Origin of the sequence: Sphingomonas radiodurans, from assembly GCF_020866845.1 — a bacterium.
Classification (GTDB): Bacteria; Pseudomonadota; Alphaproteobacteria; order Sphingomonadales; family Sphingomonadaceae; genus Sphingomonas; species Sphingomonas radiodurans.
Window position 1 is genome coordinate 2,803,911 of the sequence record NZ_CP086594.1, and the last position, 16,189, is coordinate 2,820,099.

General features: G+C 63.4%; 15 protein-coding genes. 3 read left to right on the forward strand and 12 right to left on the reverse strand.

Features of this window, described 5'->3' with window-relative positions:
* Positions 1-268 precede the first annotated feature (268 nt).
* The 3 genes from LLW23_RS13115 to LLW23_RS13125 all read right to left on the reverse strand — a co-directional run bounded on the left by LLW23_RS13115 (position 269) and on the right by LLW23_RS13125 (position 2,496).
* Positions 269-1,300 carry a M28 family peptidase gene (locus LLW23_RS13115; RefSeq protein ID WP_228945954.1) on the reverse strand — a complete coding sequence of 344 codons (1,032 nt, stop codon included), beginning with the start codon at positions 1,298-1,300 and terminating at the stop codon, positions 269-271.
* Positions 1,252-1,866 (reverse strand): protease-associated domain-containing protein, encoded by a 615-nt coding sequence (locus tag LLW23_RS13120; protein ID WP_228945955.1) that lies wholly within the window; start codon positions 1,864-1,866, stop codon positions 1,252-1,254. Before LLW23_RS13120 ends, LLW23_RS13115 begins: the two co-directional genes overlap by 49 nt.
* Positions 1,867-2,172: 306 nt before the next feature.
* On the reverse strand, positions 2,173-2,496 hold the full coding sequence (locus LLW23_RS13125) for a hypothetical protein (RefSeq protein ID WP_228945956.1): 324 nt from the start codon (positions 2,494-2,496) through the stop codon (positions 2,173-2,175).
* 11 nt (positions 2,497-2,507) lie between these two features.
* Between LLW23_RS13125 and LLW23_RS17550 the strand changes: the two genes are divergently transcribed.
* Positions 2,508-2,639 (forward strand): hypothetical protein, encoded by a 132-nt coding sequence (locus LLW23_RS17550; RefSeq protein ID WP_270049236.1) that lies wholly within the window; start codon positions 2,508-2,510, stop codon positions 2,637-2,639.
* A 725-nt stretch (positions 2,640-3,364) separates the two neighbouring features.
* On the opposite strand, the gene LLW23_RS13130 is transcribed toward LLW23_RS17550, so the two are convergent.
* Both LLW23_RS13130 and LLW23_RS13135 read right to left on the reverse strand, forming a co-directional pair.
* Positions 3,365-4,615: an MFS transporter gene (locus LLW23_RS13130; RefSeq protein ID WP_228945957.1), complete on the reverse strand. Its 1,251-nt coding sequence runs from the start codon at positions 4,613-4,615 to the stop codon at positions 3,365-3,367.
* 34 nt (positions 4,616-4,649) lie between these two features.
* Positions 4,650-5,786 carry a LacI family DNA-binding transcriptional regulator gene (locus tag LLW23_RS13135; RefSeq protein WP_228945958.1) on the reverse strand — a complete coding sequence of 379 codons (1,137 nt, stop codon included), beginning with the start codon at positions 5,784-5,786 and terminating at the stop codon, positions 4,650-4,652.
* A gap of 164 nt (positions 5,787-5,950) precedes the next feature.
* Here LLW23_RS13135 and LLW23_RS13140 point away from each other — a divergent pair, with 164 nt between their 5' ends.
* Entirely contained in the window at positions 5,951-6,568 is a 618-nt protein-coding gene (locus LLW23_RS13140) for a hypothetical protein (RefSeq protein WP_228945959.1), read from the forward strand.
* Between the two features lie 186 nt (positions 6,569-6,754).
* Here LLW23_RS13140 and LLW23_RS13145 read toward each other — a convergent pair whose 3' ends face one another.
* From LLW23_RS13145 to LLW23_RS13165, 5 genes are all read right to left on the reverse strand, one after another.
* Positions 6,755-7,570 carry an energy transducer TonB gene (locus LLW23_RS13145; RefSeq protein WP_228945960.1) on the reverse strand — a complete coding sequence of 272 codons (816 nt, stop codon included), beginning with the start codon at positions 7,568-7,570 and terminating at the stop codon, positions 6,755-6,757.
* 160 nt (positions 7,571-7,730) lie between these two features.
* A complete protein-coding gene (locus LLW23_RS13150; protein ID WP_228945961.1) occupies positions 7,731-8,153 on the reverse strand; it encodes a hypothetical protein in 423 nt (140 codons plus the stop codon).
* Positions 8,153-9,388: a molybdopterin-dependent oxidoreductase gene (locus LLW23_RS13155; protein ID WP_228945962.1), complete on the reverse strand. Its 1,236-nt coding sequence runs from the start codon at positions 9,386-9,388 to the stop codon at positions 8,153-8,155. Before LLW23_RS13155 ends, LLW23_RS13150 begins: the two co-directional genes overlap by 1 nt.
* 239 nt (positions 9,389-9,627) lie before the next feature.
* Positions 9,628-10,410, reverse strand: a complete 783-nt coding sequence (locus LLW23_RS13160; RefSeq protein ID WP_333473773.1) for a DeoR/GlpR family DNA-binding transcription regulator — start codon at positions 10,408-10,410, stop codon at positions 9,628-9,630.
* Entirely contained in the window at positions 10,407-11,921 is a 1,515-nt protein-coding gene (locus LLW23_RS13165) for a glycerol-3-phosphate dehydrogenase (RefSeq protein ID WP_228945963.1), read from the reverse strand. The genes LLW23_RS13160 and LLW23_RS13165 overlap by 4 nt, the downstream gene beginning before the upstream one ends.
* Before the next feature lie 108 nt (positions 11,922-12,029).
* Here LLW23_RS13165 and glpK point away from each other — a divergent pair, with 108 nt between their 5' ends.
* The gene (glpK, locus tag LLW23_RS13170) at positions 12,030-13,529 is read left to right on the forward strand and encodes a glycerol kinase GlpK (protein ID WP_228945964.1); all 1,500 of its coding nucleotides are present in this window, start codon (positions 12,030-12,032) and stop codon (positions 13,527-13,529) included.
* A 222-nt stretch (positions 13,530-13,751) separates the two neighbouring features.
* Here glpK and LLW23_RS13175 read toward each other — a convergent pair whose 3' ends face one another.
* On the reverse strand, positions 13,752-14,624 hold the full coding sequence (locus LLW23_RS13175; RefSeq protein WP_228945965.1) for a hypothetical protein: 873 nt from the start codon (positions 14,622-14,624) through the stop codon (positions 13,752-13,754).
* A 181-nt stretch (positions 14,625-14,805) separates the two neighbouring features.
* The gene (locus LLW23_RS13180; RefSeq protein WP_228945966.1) at positions 14,806-16,092 is read right to left on the reverse strand and encodes a glycoside hydrolase family 130 protein; all 1,287 of its coding nucleotides are present in this window, start codon (positions 16,090-16,092) and stop codon (positions 14,806-14,808) included.
* Between the last annotated feature and the right edge of the window lie 97 nt (positions 16,093-16,189).

A 16,189-nucleotide genomic window follows, 5' to 3' on the forward strand; every position in this document is an offset into this window, starting at 1 on the left:
GTTCGGCGTGACGGCCCCCCTCGCTGAACCCGCGACGCAAATCTTGTTGGCTTCGCATCATGAACGGCGAGACGTGGTGGCTAGCGACCCGTCCCTTTTCGGGCGGCAAGGCCACCTGGGAAGACGTTCGTTCAGCCAATTCGCGACGGGAGCGATGCGTCTCATTTGTCGCCGTTCCGCCATGTCCCGCTCATGTTTCAAACCTGGTGTCCGTTCAGCGCGCTAGTTGCTGCAGTGAGTTACGCGCTGATGCTCCACTGCCGGACAATCATGGCGACATCGGCCCTTGGTATAGCGTACCGAAGTAGTCCCCCTTCACCCAACGAGGACGATCTGCGGCATCCGCTATGGTCTTGGCGATCAGATAGTTGACCTTCACGAACTCGCGACCCGCCGTCCAATCGAAGGGCAGCGAAATGTCGTCTGAAGGCTGGTGATAATGACGAGCGAAGAAATCCTCGAAAGCGGCCTTGCCAGGGCCGCCCGGACCAGTTGCCAACGAGATGGCGGGGATGCCCTGGCGCACGAAGTTGTAATGGTCGGTTCGCACGAAGTTCGCCTGGCCTGGATTGGGGTCGGGTACGAGCGCCAGCCCCTTCCCCTTGGCGACCTGCGCCACGACTGGGCCGATCCCCGATCGTTCGGCACCGAAGGCGACAAGATCGATGAAACGATAGGTCAGGATCGGCATGTCGAGATTGACGTTCGCGACGATGTTCTCCTTCGGCACGGTCGGATGGCTCACGTAAAATTCCGATCCGATCAGGTTCTTTTCCTCGCCGGTTACGGCCAGGAACAACACCGATCGACGCGGCCTTTTCTTTTGGATTTGGAAAAGCCTTGCGGCTTCGATCAGCGAGGCGACGCCGGCGGCATTGTCCATCGCGCCATTGTTGATGGTGTCGCCGGTCGCCGGTCCCGTGACGCCGATGTGATCGAGATGCGCCGATAGGATCACAACCTGATCGGCAAGATTGGGGTCACTGCCCTGCAGACGGCCAACGACGTTGCTGCTGGAAATGCGCTCGAGATCGTAGCGTTTCCGCATCGCTACCGCCACCGCCAGCGGTCCGGTCTTGGCCGGCCTGCTTGCCGTATCGTCCTCGCGCGCCGTCTGCCATGCGACGGGCGAGCCGGCGAATAGCTTCTCCGCGCCCGCAAAACTCATGATCGCGAGTAGCGGCGCGCCGGGGTCCGGCCGCGTTCCGTCAGGGTCGGTCCAGGCAACGCCGCGTGCCTGCCAATCCTTGGCTAGAAGCGCAAACGGGGCGATCCTGTCGGTCTGATCGGTCCACAACATGATGACGCGACAGCACCATGCGCTGCCGCCTGCCGCAGCCGATCCGGGCGCGAGCCTAAATGCGCGGCGATCTCACTGTTCAAGCCCTTGGGCCCGCTAAGAAATATCGCAACGATCTTGCCGCGAACATCGAGCCCTTTGTAATCGTCGCGGCCGGTAGCGGCATCGACGACGCCATAGCCGGCAAATACCACAGGTGCTGACACGTCGGTCGACGCCTGCGCAGAGCTGCCCCGCAGCGTGTAGTCGACACCGAAGACAAGTGGCGTTCCATTCAGAGTCATGCTGGGCTCGGCCGAAGCCCTAGAGGCGAGCAGGGGCACCTTCTGAAACCAAGAACCCGCGTCACCCGCGGGTTTGAGTCCGGCCTTGGCCATCTGATCGGCCACATAGCGAGCTGCCTTCTCATACTCCGGCGTGCCCGCCTCGCGCCCCTTCAGCTCGTCCGATGCAAGATAAGCCACGTGTGCGCGCATTGCCGCTTGGTCCGGGGGCAGTTGCTGTGCGTCAGCTGCGATTGGAAGACTCAGCACGGCAAGCAATATGCAAAAGGCGCGCTTAATCATGCTTTTCCCCCCGATCGTCTGTAGGACTATTATCGATCCCGCAAAGACTGCAAAAAGCCATTCTTCCGCCAATCAACATTTCGGGGTGGATCGCGCTGGTGTTCTGAAGGCGAAAAGTCTGCGGGTCGTGTTTCGCCACGGGCAACCCACTGGCTCAAACCCGTTGACTGGCGGTTGCTTGGTGGGTTTCACGCTGATCGCTGATGTCGCCTCTGGCCAATGGCACAGTACGTCCGGCTTTGAGCGGTGGCTAAGTTGGGCTGAACGTCCGTCGTTGGGCGACAGCAGACCGGCGGCTTACGGCTCTCAACCGCGATAGAACAGCGTGGCCACAAACGCGGCAATGATCGCGACCGGAACCGCGATCATCGCGCGCATCCTCTCGCGGTCGTTTTGAATGGTATAGTAGGTTCTCAGATCGAACCAGCAGCGCCCATCCGTCGTCGATCTCACCACCTGCATCGCTCGCAGCCTCGCGAAGTCACGATGAGCGGCGGGGTCGTTCGGCGAATAGGCGATTGCACGCCCCGACGTGATCGCGCCTCGGCTCAGCAGGAAATCAGCCACCGGGCCGCGGATCCGATGCGGCCGCAAAGCCAGCTCCGCGTCCGTCAAATCCTCGATCCTCATGCCTGTCTCTGATGCTACATTGCGAAGCCGACACGCTGCCGCGCCCGACGTTGGCGCGCAAGCATCCGGACGAGGCTAAGCCCGACGGATGCTGCGATGACCTGTCGGATTATGGCTCTCCGGCATCGGGCATCATGATCTAGGGAAGCGGTCTGAATGGCGATGAATGGTGGTGAGCAGACGTTGACCGACGCCTCGCGACAGTCGATCCTGCCTTCATGATCCGCGTGGTTTTTTCCTCCCTGCTCCTGTGCGCGGCCTGCGGCTCCGTAGAACAGCCAAAATCAGCGAAGACCGTCGCAGCTTACGAAGTCCCACTGCGAACCGCTTCCGACAAGCGGCGTTTTGTCGCGCTGCTAAGCGAGAAAGCTAAAGCTTTTGGATTTCACGTCGATGCTGCGACAGCAGACGAACTTAAGGTCACGTCGGAGGTTTCAAAACAAACCTTCAACGCAACAGTCTGGCGCGGTAAGGACGATGACGAACCAATTGCATCCGCGATGGATTTCCAAGATCGTCTAGGACGAGTGTGGATTTCGTTTTCACTTGGAAGCGATCCAGGTCGTTCGCGCCAGTTTCGGGAGGCGATTGTGCCAGCAATCGAGAACCGATGGCCGGATATTGCTTCACTACCAATTATGCCCAGTGGGGCGATCCCGCTGCAAGAGGATTTGGTTCGCAGTGCTGAGGGCTACATCGTAAAAGCGCGGCAGCAGGAAAATACGACAACCCATCTCGGTAGGGGATGTCTGCAAGTGGGCGTGAGCCGACCGGCCGCTTTGCGGATCTGCGTGACGCAAAAGCTTCCGATATCTGCATCACAAATAACCATCCCGCCCCGTCGAACGCGCCGGCTAACCGCGTGCCCTCAATGCCCCACAGGCGCCACCTTCGCCACCCCCGGCTCCGCCACCACCAGCCTGGGCACCAGCAGGTGGATGCACGCCAGCGCCACCAGATACGATCCGCCGCAGATCAGCATCAGCGGCGTGTAGCCGTGGCCATTGTCGAGCGACCAGCCGGCCAGCTCGATCATCCCCATGCCGCTGAGGTTGCCCGCGAACGCGCCGATCCCGATCGCGGTGCCGATCATCCGCGACGGGAAGATATCCGCGGTCATCGCGAACACGTTGGTCGAGAAGCCCTGGTGCGCGAACAGCCCGAGCCCCAGCAATCCCGCCGCCACCCACGGATCGCCCGTCAGCAGCACCAGCGGCACCGGCAGAATCAGGCAGGCGTAGAGCAGCATCGAACCCTTGCGCGCGCGATTGACGCTCACCCCGCGTGACAGCAGCCACGTCGGCAGGATCCCGCCGCTCAGCGATCCGAGCGCGGCGAGGAAATAGATCATCGCGATCGGCAGACCGAGCTCGCCCTGGCTCATCCCGAACATGCGGTTGAACATGTCGGGCATGAAGAACAGCAGGAACCACCACACCTGATCGCTCAGCGCCTTCGCCGCGATCACCGCCCATTGCCGCCGATCGCGCAGCAGCACGCCCCACGGCACATTCGCACCCTTGTCACCGTCCGCCGCACCGGGCGTGCTCGACGTGCGCGGCGTCACCAGCAGCCACACGACGACCCACACCAGCCCTAGCCCGCCCGCGATCAGGAACGCCGCGCGCCAGCCCAGCGCCAGCGCCAGCGCGGGGATCGTCAGCGGCGCAATGACGGCGCCGAAGTTCGACGCCATGTTGCCGATGCCGAGCATCAGCGAGCGCTGTTCGGGCGGGAAGTAGGTCGCGGCGGTCTTCACCTGCGCCGGCGTCCCGATCGACTCCGCCGCGCCCAGCAGCGCGCGCACCCCGATGAACCCGGTCACACTGCTGACGAAGGCGTGCGCCATCCCCGCAAGGCTCCACGCGCCCACCCCGATCGCGAAGCCGCGCCGCAGTCCGATGCGGTCGATGAACCAGCCCGTGCCCAGGAACGACACCGCGGCGCAGAACTGGAATGCCGAGGCCATATGGCTGTAATCGCGGTCGCTCCAGCCGAATTCGAGCTGCAGCATCGGCTTGAGCAGCGCGATGATCTGGCGATCGACATAGTTGAGCATGATCGCGGTGAACGCGAGCGCCACGATCCACCCGCGCCGTGTGTTGCTGATCGCCTGCACTGTCACTCTCTCCGTCGCGCGTAAGACAACGGTGTCACCCGTTCCGCGATCCGTCAACCTTCGGCGCCGCGGTCGAGGCGCGCAGCACCAGTTCGTGCGCAAGCAGCCGGGGCTGCAGGTCGCCATCGGGGGCGAGCAGCAGGTCGGTCGCGGCATTGGCCAGCGCGCGCACCGGCTGGCGGACGGTGGTCAGCGCCGGCCAAACGATGCGCGCGGTCGGGCCGTCGTCGAACCCCGCGACCGACAGCGCGGCGGGCACCGCGATCCCGCGCCGATGCGCCGCCGCCAGCACGCCAGCGGCCATGTCGTCGCTCGAGGCGAAGATCGCGGTCGGCGGCTCGGCCAGCGACAGCAGCGCCTCGCCCGCCGCCTCGCCCGAGGCGACGTCGAACTCGCCCTGCCGGATCAGCGTCAGATCGACATCCACCCCAGCCTCGCCCAGCGCGCGGATATGGCCCGCGAGCCGCTGCCCCGACGCGGCATAGCTGCGCTCGCCCACGACGAAGCCGATGCGGCGGTGGCCGAGCCCCAGGAGATACGTCGTCATGTCAAACGCCGCGGCATCATTGTCGATCGCTACGCTCGGCCCCGAACCGAGGTCCGCATCGAGCCGCGCGCCGGGCTGCAGCCGCACGAAGGGGATGCCGCGCCGGTCGAGCTCGGCGATCACCCGCACGTCGTCGCACGCCGGCGGCGCAAGCACGAGCCCGTCGGGATGCGCCTGGTCGATCAGCGCGACGATATCGTCGAGCAGTGTCGGCGAGGCGCGATCATAGGGCTGCGCGATCATCCGGATATTGTCGCGCGCACAGCGTTCGCGCACGCCGAGCTGGATCTCATAGACGTACCACGGATTGGGATTGTCGCAGATCAGCGCGATCTGGTGCGAGCGATGCCCGGCGAGCGCGCGCGCCGCCTGGTTCGGCTGGAACCCGATATCGAGCATCACCTGGCGGACGCGATCGCGCTTGTCCGCGCTCACATATTGCTGATCGTTGATGACGCGCGAGACGGTCTTGATCGAAACTGCGGCTAGCCGCGCGACGTCACGGATCGTCGGGCGCGGGCTGTCGATCGGGGCGGTGCTCATGTGCGGCGGACCGTAGAGGAGGATCGCCGCACCGTCACCCTGCACGTGTTTCAGCGGCCACGCTTCCGCAGCCGCTGTCATTGCTTGTTGCGCAAAGGCGTCGCGCAGACCCCGACAGCAACATCCCGCTTTGCCCGCCTCAGCGACAATCCAGTTGCACCGCGGCGTCAATCGTCGCACCGTCGTCATCGATGCCTGGCAGTTCAGGCGAATGGAATAGTCAGATAAATCAAAGGGGGGTGGCCATGCTCAATGGAACGCTGTGTCAGGCGGATTTCTACAAGCTTCGCAAATCGGACCAGAACGGCTTTCGTAAAGTGCGCGTCGTCACGGTGCCCAAAGATACCATGCTGTTCAAGATGACCAAGGGTGCCGCTGCCGCCGGGCAATATGGCGTCACCCCGTGGTGGTCCGCCGTGAAGCCGTTCATGGAAGACAAGGAAGGCGCGCTGGGTCGGTTGCAGCAGGCAAAGGCGAACGGCATCAGCATGTCGGCGATGGTGCGCTTCATGTCCTGCGTCTGTCTCGACTGGAACGATCTCGACAATTACGTGCAGGTGAAGCTCAAGGTCGAGACCCGTGTGTTCTGGGGCACCTTCAACCCCATGCCCAAGTTCAGCCAGGAACTCTGGAAGTCGGACTGGAGCAATCCGAATGAAGAAGGATCAGGCGTAAAGGCGCTGGCAAAAGTCAAACTCATGAAGCTGAAGGAACAGCAGGCCGGGTTCGCCGTGCCCGACACATTGGGCGGGCCGGAAGCTTGGCAAATGTATATCCCCAACCTGCTCGACGACCATATCGAGCGGGGCAGCGTCATTTCGGGCCATGACATGGCCGCCCTCACCATGGCCCTTGGCTTCTGATCGCCTGCTGTCAGTATCGCCCCATTACGACCGCCGTCACCCTGAACTCGTTTCAGGGCCCACCGCTCCGCAGCCGCTGTCGTCGCTTGTGTAGAGGTAAATGCTGAATCGAGTTCAGCACGACGGCAGTTGAGAGGTGACCGCTCCCGCTACTTGGGAACGTCGATCAAAACTGGCTGATCCGGTTCAGTTAGGCAGACGCCAGACCGCTCGATGTGTTTGATGGATCTCCATCGGTTTACCGTCAAGGCCAACCGCAGGTGTATATCGAGCACGCTTCGTGACTGCTCTACATGTCGCCTCGTCCAAGCTCTTACTACCGCTTGAGCTTACAGTTCGGCACTCGGTTACCAGGCCGGCCACAGTTACTTTATAAAAAACGATGGAGATGCCATGCTCCCTATTTGCAATGGCATCCTTCGGATAATCGTCCGGTAACAACCAGCCGGGTTCGCCAAGCCGCTTCGGCGGAGTTATCATTTGGTCGCGTTCGTGCGGATCATAGCCCCACGCCTGAAACAAGCTTGCCTGACAGGTATTCAAGGCGGCAAAAGCTGCACTAAGCCCGCTGGGCGCGAAGCTTATACGCCGTTTATCTTGCAACTCTATTGTGATCGCCGTCGACGTTCGCAATTCTGACGCGACGTCATTCATGGCTACCAACTTTGTGATTGTCTTGGACTGTCCATCAACCTGAGCGCCAAAAATATCGATGGTGCTCTCCACCGACCTTCCAGATGGCTGCAGGATCAGCTTGCCATTTAGCTTTCGGTATCTCGCGGCTGGCGAACCTGCAGCTATCATGGTCAGATCGATGTCGACGCCCAAAGGCGACGGCCTGAACGTCAAGGAGATGGGATCGGTGACTGTCCCGAAATCGTGAGACAGGACGCATGAGCCGGTTCCGTAATTAACGGTCCACTTCCCTATCGGTGCCAACGGTTCGTCGGGTGCGCCCGCCATTGGCTGAAGCAATAGCATCGCAATCACTGCCGTATTCATGGTTCCTCGTCCCACCGCTTATCAAGCTAACGCTCATCGCCCTTCAGAAGGCTGCACCGTCTGCATCTAACTCAAGACGTTAGCTTGTTGCGGCACTTTCGCTCGCATAATCCTTTTCCGTTAACCATGCGCAGTATTAGCCGCCGCCGGCTTACCATCCTCAATCCCCCGGCTTCTCGTCCCCCGCGCCAAGCCCCGCCAAATACGCCGTAATCGCCGGCACATCCCCCGCTGCGATCGGCGCCTTGTAAACGTCGCGCATCTTCTCGACGATCGCGGTCCATTGCTCGGGCTTCAGCCGCGGCTGGGTCAGCACCATGCTGGCCGAATGGCATGACAGGCAGTTCTGGTTGACCAGATCGACATGCGGGCCAGCTGGGAAGGTCGCGTCGTCCGCGGGCGGCTCGATGCTGGTCGAGGTCAGCGTGAAGCCGTTGCCCGACACCGAGCCGGCATCGCCGCCGATCAGCGACGCGGTGCTGCGCGTCTCGGGCTGGCGCGAGGTCGAGCTGATCACGAGCAGCACCGCCATCGATCCGACGATCAGCGCGACGACGATCATCGCAAGGTTGGGCGCGCGCATCAGGTGAGCGCCACGGTGACGGGCTCGACGCAATTGCGCATGAAGCCGCCGGGGTTCCAGTTGGGCTCCATCGGCTGCGTCTCGCCTTTCTCGTTGGTGCAGCGCGCCATCACCATCACGCGGCCGGGGCGCGGCACGCGGACGCGCGCGGTGAAGCGGCGGAAGCCGTAGCGGCCCTCGTCGCGCCCCAGCGTCGCCGCCTCCCAGGTACGGCCGCGATTCGACGAGATATCGACGCGCGCGACGCCAGTGTCGCCGCCCATCGCGATCCCCTCCACCGGCAGCAGCGGATCATAGCCATAGCTCGCGCCATCGGCGATGCTGCTGATCCACGATCGCGGGTTCATCCGGTTGATCGGCTCGGTCGGGAAATCCTTCGATCCCGGCGCCACATTGGCGCGCGGCGCGGTGGGGATCTTGTACGCCTTGGCCATCCAGTAATTCTCGTCGGGCGCGGGCAGCACCTCGATCGTGTCGACCGTCTTCATCCAATAGGTCGAATACCAGCCCGGCACGACCAGTCGCACGGGGAAGCCATTGAGCAGCGGCAATTGCTCGCCGTTCATCGCGAACGCCAGCATCACCTCGCCATCGCGCGCATGATCCAGCGCGAGCGCCTTCTCGAAATCGGGCGCCCCGGCGATCAGCGGCTTGTCGAGCCCGCCCAAGCGCACCGCCACCGCGCCCCCGCGCACCCCGGCCAGATCGAGCAGGTGGCGCAGCGACACGCCCATCCACTTGGCATTGCCCATCGCGCCATGCCCCCATTGCGCGCCCTGGATGCGCGGCTGGAACAGCCCACGCGAATTGCCCGAACATTGGTTGACCGCCGCCAGCTCGACGCGCGGCATGTTGAGCAATTGCTTGAGCGAGATCGACAGCGGCCGGTTCACATGCCCGCCGATGCGGATGCGATAGCTGACGACATCGATCGACGTCGGCATGTCGCCCCAATGCCAGCGCACGAAGAAGCGATCGTTGGGGGTGAACACGCCGCGCTGGAACACCTCCATCGGCGTTTCGAGCAGCGGCGGGCGGATGCGCTGCAGGATCATCTCGCTTTTGCCGGGGAAGCCGCTGGTCGTCGGCCGCGCGGACGGCCCGCCCGGCAGCCGCAGATCGACGTCCGCCCCCAGCGCGCGCGCTGCGATCATCGCCGCCCCGCCGCCGACCCCCGCCGACAGCAGGCGCCGCCGCGTCAGCGCGCGGGCCTCGTTGAAATCAAGCCGATCCATTAAACGCCGCTTCCCCTTATCCGCCCTGTCCCCCGGCGAAGGCCGGGGCCCAGCTACCGACCGTAGCCAAGAGAGGGACGCGCTCCATTACGACAACCTTCCCAACTGGACCCCGGCCTACGCCGGGGAGCACAGCTGATCCGCGATTGGCCTCGCCATTTTTGCCCTCCGTTCGCCCTGAGACGAGCCTTCGACAAGCGCAATGCCTCCTCAGCACGAACGGTGCGAGTGATGACCACCTAACCGCCCATCACTTCGACAATCGCCACGTTCGCCTTGTCGCACGCCGCCTCGAGCGCATCGTCCAGCCCGTCGGTGACGAGATAATCGATGTCCGTCAGCCCGCCGATCCGCACCGGCGCCGGGCGGCCGATCTTGGACGAATCGAGCGACAGGATCACCTTGCGCGCCTGCGCGATGATCGTCTGCGAGACGCGCACTTCGTCCATATCGAAATCGAGGAACGTGCCGTCGGGCGCCAGCGCCGATGCGCCGATCAGCGCATAATCGACGTGGAAATTGCGGATGAAGTCCATCGCTAGCGCGCCGACCACCGCGCGATCGCTCGCGCGCACCCGGCCGCCGGCGGCGATCACTTCGATCGACGCGCAATCGGCGAGGATGTCGACGACGTTGAGGTTGTTGGTGATGACCATCAGGTCGCGATGGCCGGTTAGGTGCCGCGCGATCGCCTCGGTGGTCGATCCGATGTTGATGAACAGGCTCGCGCCATTGGGAACGAGCGACGCGGCGGCAGCGCCGATCGCGTCCTTCGTCTCCGCCGCGATCAGCCGGCGTTCGGCATAAAGCACATTGTCGACGCCCGAGGTGACCACCGCGCCGCCGTGGACGCGCGACAGCATCGCGCGGCGTTCGAGCAGGGTCAGATCCTTGCGGATCGTCTGCGGCGTCACGCCGAGGCGTTCGGCCAGGTCATCGACCATCACGCTGCCGGTGTGACGGGCGAGGTCGAGGATCGCCCGGTGGCGCGCCGCCACCGCCGGTGGGGCGGGCGCGATCACGCGGCCGAGCGCACTGGCGCGGCGAGATAGCCGTCGAGTGCCGCGGCGGTCTCGGGCGGCACGTGGAGGCCGAGCTTGCTGCGGCGATAGAGGATGTCCTCCGCCGAGCGCGCCCATTCCGCCGAGACGAGATAATCGACTTCCGCCTGGTACAGGTCGCCGCCGAACGGCCGGCCGAGATCGGCAACCGTTTGCGCGCTGCCGAGCAGCGCGGCGGTCCGTGTGCCGTAGGCGCGGGCGAGGCGCCGCAGCAGCGCGGCGGGAAGCGACGGGCGTTCGGCCTGCAGCGTCGTCACGAAGCGCTCGAAATCGGCGTCGGGCATGTCGCCGCCGGGCAGCACCGCGCCCGCGGTCCACGCGCCGCTCGCTTGCGGGAAGAACCGCGCCAGCTCCTTCATCGCGTGCTCGGCCAGCTTGCGGTACGTCGTGATCTTGCCGCCGAAGATGCTGAGCATCGGCGCGCGGCCTTCACTGGCGTCGAGATCGAGCACATAGTCGCGCGTGACGGCCGAGGCGTTGGACGATTTGTCGTCGTACAGCGGACGGATGCCCGCGAAACTCCAGACGATATCAGTTTCGAGAGTCGCTTTACCAAAATATCGTCCGATAGTCCCCAGGATATACCCGGTTTCCTCCGGGCTGATCGCAGCCTTTCCGGGCGCCCCGCTCCACTCTTCGTCGGTCGTGCCGACCAGCGTATAGTCGTTTTCATAGGGGATCGCGAAGACGATGCGGCGGTCGGGGTTCTGCAGCATGAAGGCGTGGCTGCCCTCGTACAGCTTGGGCACGACGATATGGCTGCCCTTGATCAGCTTCACCCCGCGATCGGTGCGCGCATCGGGCACCCGCCCCAGCACGTCCGCCACCCACGGCCCCGCGGCATTGACTACCGCGCGCGCGCGCACCTTGCGCTCGCCCGCCTCGCCGACCAGCGTCGCGACCCAGCCGTCACCCTCGCGCTGCGCATCCACCAGCCGGGTGCGCGTCTCGATCGTCGCGCCGCGCGCGGCGGCGTCCATTGCGTTGAGCACGACCAGCCGGCTGTCCTCGACCCAGCAATCCGAATAGACGAAAGCCTTGCCTTCGCGGGGACTTAGCCCGTCACCGAGCGGGGAGCTGTCGAGCTGCACCGTGCGCGTGCCGGGCAGCTTCTCGCGTCCGCCCAGGTGATCGTAGAGGAACAGCCCGAGCCGGACCATCCACGCCGGCCGCGGCGACTGGCTCTGCGGCAGGACGAACTCGAGCGGCCAGATGATGTGCGGCGCCATGCCCAGCAGCCGCTCGCGCTCGATCAGCGCCTCGCGCACCAGCCGGAACTCGCCATATTCGAGATAGCGCAGCCCGCCGTGGATCAGCTTGGTCGACGCCGACGAGGTATGACTGGCGAGATCGTCCTGCTCGACAAGCAGCACGCTAAGCCCCCGCCCAGCCGCATCCCGCGCAATCCCCGCCCCGTTGATGCCGCCACCCACAACCAGCAGATCAACGTCCGCACTTACAAAACCCACCATAACCCGCTCCAACCGCTACACCCAAAATAGGCATAATTTCGCTCAATGAAAGCGTTGACGTTCGTTCGAAACAGCGCGAAGTTCGTTTTAGTGGTGTTGGAGAGAAGAATGGCGGCGCATATTTTGGTGATTGATCAGGGGACTACCTCTACGCGGGCGGTGCTGTTCGACGATCAAGCGCGGCGGGTGGCGATTGCGCAGACGGAATTTCCCCAGCATTATCCGCGACATGGCTGGGTGGAGCATGACCCTGAGGACATCTGGCGCGAAACACTGGCGACCGCGCGGGAGGTGATTGGCGGGGTGAATTCGGGGGATATCGCGGCGATTGGAATCACCAATCAACGCGAAACCGCTGTCATTTGGGATCGCGCGACCGGGGTGCCGGAACACCGCGCGATCGTGTGGCAAGACCGCCGCGGCGCGGATCGCTGCGCGACGCTGCGCTCGGACGGCGCGGAGGAGTTGATCCGCGCGCGGACCGGGCTGCTGATCGATCCCTATTTCTCCGCCACCAAGATTGCCTGGGTGCTCGAAAATGTCGCCGGCGCGCGCGCGAAGGCCGAGCGCGGCGAGCTGGCGTTCGGGACGATCGACAGTTTCCTGCTGTGGCGGCTGACGGGCGGCAAGGTCCACGCGACCGACGTGACCAATGCCAGCCGCACCATGCTGTTCGACATCCATCGCGGCTTCTGGGACGAGGAATTGTGTAAGCTTTTCGGCGTGCCGATGGCGATGCTGCCCGAGGTGCACGACAATGCGCACGTCTATGGCACGACCGACCCGGCATTGTTCGACGCGGCGATCCCGATCGCGGGGATGGCGGGGGACCAGCAATCGGCGCTGTTCGGCCAGGCGTGTTTCGATCGCGGGGCGGCCAAGTCGACCTATGGCACTGGGTGCTTCATGTTGCTCAACACCGGCGACGAGGCGATCACGTCGCGGCACCGGCTGCTGACGACGCCCGCCTATCGCTTGAACGGCAAGACTACCTATGCGCTGGAAGGCTCAATCTTCGTCGCTGGGGCGGCAGTGAAGTGGCTGCGCGATGGGCTGGGGATCATCACCCATGCCAGCCAGACGACCGACATGGCCACGAGCGTTCCCGACAGCCACGGCGTCTACATGGTGCCTGCGTTCGTCGGGCTCGGCGCGCCGCACTGGGACCCGGCCGCGCGCGGCGCGATCCATGGACTGACGCTGGACAGTAGCGCGGCGCACCTCGCGCGCGCGGCGCTGGAGGCGGTGGTGTATCAGACGCTCGATCTGTCGGAGGCAATGGCGGCGGATGCGGGAAGTCGGCCGCAGCTGCTGCGCGTCGATGGCGGGATGGCAGCGAACGACTGGCTGTGCGGTTTCCTCGCCGACCTGACCGACATCGCGGTGGAGCGGCCCGCGGACCTCGAGACGACCGCGCGCGGCGCCGCGTTCCACGCGGGGCTGGCGACGGGGATCTGGTCCGGCCTCGACGAACTCGCTGCGCTGTGGTCGCGTGAGCGATGCTTCGAGCCGGCGATGAGTGAGGAGGCGCGTGCGCCGTTGGTGGCTGGCTGGCGTGACGCAGTGCGGCGGACGCTGAGCGATTGTTCTTCCTCAAACCTTGGTTGATCGGGGAAGAGCCAGGGGTCGAAGGTGAATTGAAGCACCAAACCCTTCTTCGATTTTTTGTTCATCGCTGATGGGGTAGAAGGGCTCGAGGGTTATTGATCGAATCGCTTCGATGCGCGTCGCCGGACACGCAGCTTCTGATTCTTTAGACCGTTTGGGCCGAGCTTCTTGGTCTGCCAAATGCGGCAAAGCTAGCTAAATTGAGTAGAAAGACTTGGACCTTTAATCGACAGCGAAAAATGGACTCTCGGCGTCCTGTTGTCTGGCGTCGGTTAGTAAGTCCGGATGGTAAAGGGGAATCTGCTCGGGATGTTCATCAATCATTCTGAGCATGGATCGGCGCAAGCAGGCGAGTGAGACTTCCAGCGACAACGCTAAGGTGCTGATTTGGGCGTAGCTTGGGTGGTAGTAATCGATCTCGTGATTCGCCATTCGTACAAAACTCATTGGGGCCGAGTGCGTATGAGCGGAAAAATATGCGTAAATGCCCATAAATTTGGTTTCATTCCAACCCATGATCTTGGTTGCAACCGTTCGCATACCTATCACGAACATATCTTCACCATTAGTCAGGCGGTTTTGACGATCTTTAGGCAAGCTACTAAAGATCGGACTGGTGATAATTATTGACTTGAGTTCTTCTCGACCTGTTCGAAGATCATCTGAGGGAGCATTAAAGCTTCTAAGTAGCTTAATACGCGAAACTGTATCGTGTAGCTTCAATACGGTGTGCCTAAATGCCCACTCGTCATCAGAAACCGGATCGAGCAGGTAAGCAATCATTGTCGAAGCTTCTAGGATCATTCGTGTCAAAGACATGATCGCGTGATGGTCAAACATCGATGACTGTACGGCGATCGCTCCGATAGAACGGGCATGCGCGCACGATTTCGCAAAGACCATTGATGCAAGGGAGCCGCTTACCGTGGTTGGCAATCCCACCTGCGACATCGACACGTGATTGGCAAAGCCGCCGAGAACCGCCAGTGCGTCAAACTGCGCACGAAACGGTATCGGTAAAATCCGATAGGCGTCACGAGGTTTCGGCCTGAATTGCTTTCCCGCGCGCCGGTGCTTTCGATTGAGACCACCCATTTACCATAATCTAGCTCGTCTCCTCAGAACGTATACAGCAAAAATAGTATGTTAGGTGTCGGCGATGCTATCGTAGGCAGGACGGGCGACAAGGGGGGGCTCGGATCCGATTGGGGGTTCAAGGCGCAAGGCGGCGGGACCCCGGCTCAAGGCCGGGGTGACCGGTGGTTGCCCGGCTCCCTTACGCCGGCACCATCACCGACAGGATGTCCGCCACCTCGGCGACCGCGAATGCGCTATATTCGTCGGCGATGGCGTAGGGCAGCAGGATGCGGCGGCCGTGGAGCAGGGCGCCGCAGCTGTAGGTGACGTTGGGGACATAGCCGCCGCGCTGCTCGGCGCTGGGGAACAGCAGCGGGGAGGGTGTACGCGCCAGCACGCGGGACGGATCGGCTTTGTCGAGCAGGCAGGCGCCGACGCAATAGCCGCGCACCATGCCGACGCCGTGTGTGAACACCAGCCACCCTTCGTCGAGCTCGATCGGCGAGCCGCAATTGCCCATCTGTACGAATTCCCACGGATATTTTGGCGCCATGATCCGCTCGCCGGTTTCCCATTGGTGAAGCGAGTCCGAGCGGAGCAGCCAGATATTCTCGTTATCCTGCCGGCCGAGCATGACGAACTGGCCGTCGATCCGGCGCGGGAATAGCGCCATGCCCTTGTACGCCGTCATCGCCCCGTCGAGTGCGCGCATCTGGAAGGTGCGCAGGTCGACCGCACGCAGCATCTCCTGCCGCGCGGTGGAGCCGTCGAAAGCGGTGTAAGTGCCGATCACGCTCTGCGTGCCATCGTCGTCGGTGAAATTGACGAGGCGCAGATCCTCGACGCCCTGGCGCTGGCTGGGCAGGACCGGAAAGATCACCGTCTCGGACGCTTCGTCGCTGTCCTCGCACATCAGGCGGGTCCAGCCGTCTTCCTCGCCATCGATGCGCGGCGGGGTGCCATGCTCGCTCGCGGGGTCGAGCACGAGGCCCGTGCCGCCGTCCCAGGTACCGGTACGGAACGTGATCGAAGAAATGTGGCCTTCCCCGATCCCACGTAGCGACAGGAGGAACGGCAGGCAACCGTCCCTGACGTCAGCGTCGGGCATGCGCACGATGCTGGGGTTGAACAGCGCGGCGGCCTCGAAGGCATATTCCTGGCTCAAGTAAGCGCCGATCAGCAGTCGCTCGGTTTCCGGAAGGTCCGCCGCGAGGCCGAGTTCATCGCGCACCAATTCGAAGCGACGCAGGAAAGTCGCGTCGGCATTCTCGTGGCGTTCGTGCATCGGGATGTTCAGCAGGCTGCGCATCCGTTCGCGCAGCGCCGGGTCGAGCGCCAGGACGCGCTGCGCCACTTGCTTCATCCGCGGGGTGCGCCCTTCCGAAAACGGCTCCGGATAGCCGAAGCTGAAGGGGCGGATGACGGTGCGCGAGGGGTTGGGCTTGAGTTCGATCGAGAGCTTCGTGAAGACGTCCGCTGCGTCCATCCGATCCGTTCCTTTGTGTCGGGGGAGTACCGTTGTTGCGGAGGGGGAACGGTCGGCCGGTGGAACGGGTCCGGTGGCCGTGATATTTGCGGTTTGC

Bases quoted from the DNA above. Each gene is read 5' to 3' on its own strand.
- LLW23_RS13125 (WP_228945956.1), bottom strand. From the start codon at position 2,496: ATGAGGATCGAGGATTTGACGGACGCGGAGCTGGCTTTGCGGCCGCAT.
- LLW23_RS13145 (WP_228945960.1), bottom strand. From the start codon at position 7,570: ATGAATACGGCAGTGATTGCGATGCTATTGCTTCAGCCAATGGCGGGC.
- LLW23_RS13175 (WP_228945965.1), bottom strand. From the start codon at position 14,624: ATGGGTGGTCTCAATCGAAAGCACCGGCGCGCGGGAAAGCAATTCAGG.
- LLW23_RS13180 (WP_228945966.1), bottom strand. From the start codon at position 16,092: ATGGACGCAGCGGACGTCTTCACGAAGCTCTCGATCGAACTCAAGCCC.
- LLW23_RS13135 (WP_228945958.1), bottom strand. From the start codon at position 5,786: ATGACAGCGGCTGCGGAAGCGTGGCCGCTGAAACACGTGCAGGGTGAC.
- LLW23_RS13140 (WP_228945959.1), top strand. From the start codon at position 5,951: ATGCTCAATGGAACGCTGTGTCAGGCGGATTTCTACAAGCTTCGCAAA.
- LLW23_RS13165 (WP_228945963.1), bottom strand. From the start codon at position 11,921: ATGGTGGGTTTTGTAAGTGCGGACGTTGATCTGCTGGTTGTGGGTGGC.
- LLW23_RS13115 (WP_228945954.1), bottom strand. From the start codon at position 1,300: ATGTTGTGGACCGATCAGACCGACAGGATCGCCCCGTTTGCGCTTCTA.
- glpK (WP_228945964.1), top strand. From the start codon at position 12,030: ATGGCGGCGCATATTTTGGTGATTGATCAGGGGACTACCTCTACGCGG.
- LLW23_RS13150 (WP_228945961.1), bottom strand. From the start codon at position 8,153: ATGCGCGCGCCCAACCTTGCGATGATCGTCGTCGCGCTGATCGTCGGA.
- LLW23_RS13120 (WP_228945955.1), bottom strand. From the start codon at position 1,866: ATGATTAAGCGCGCCTTTTGCATATTGCTTGCCGTGCTGAGTCTTCCA.
- LLW23_RS13155 (WP_228945962.1), bottom strand. From the start codon at position 9,388: ATGGATCGGCTTGATTTCAACGAGGCCCGCGCGCTGACGCGGCGGCGC.
- LLW23_RS17550 (WP_270049236.1), top strand. From the start codon at position 2,508: ATGCTACATTGCGAAGCCGACACGCTGCCGCGCCCGACGTTGGCGCGC.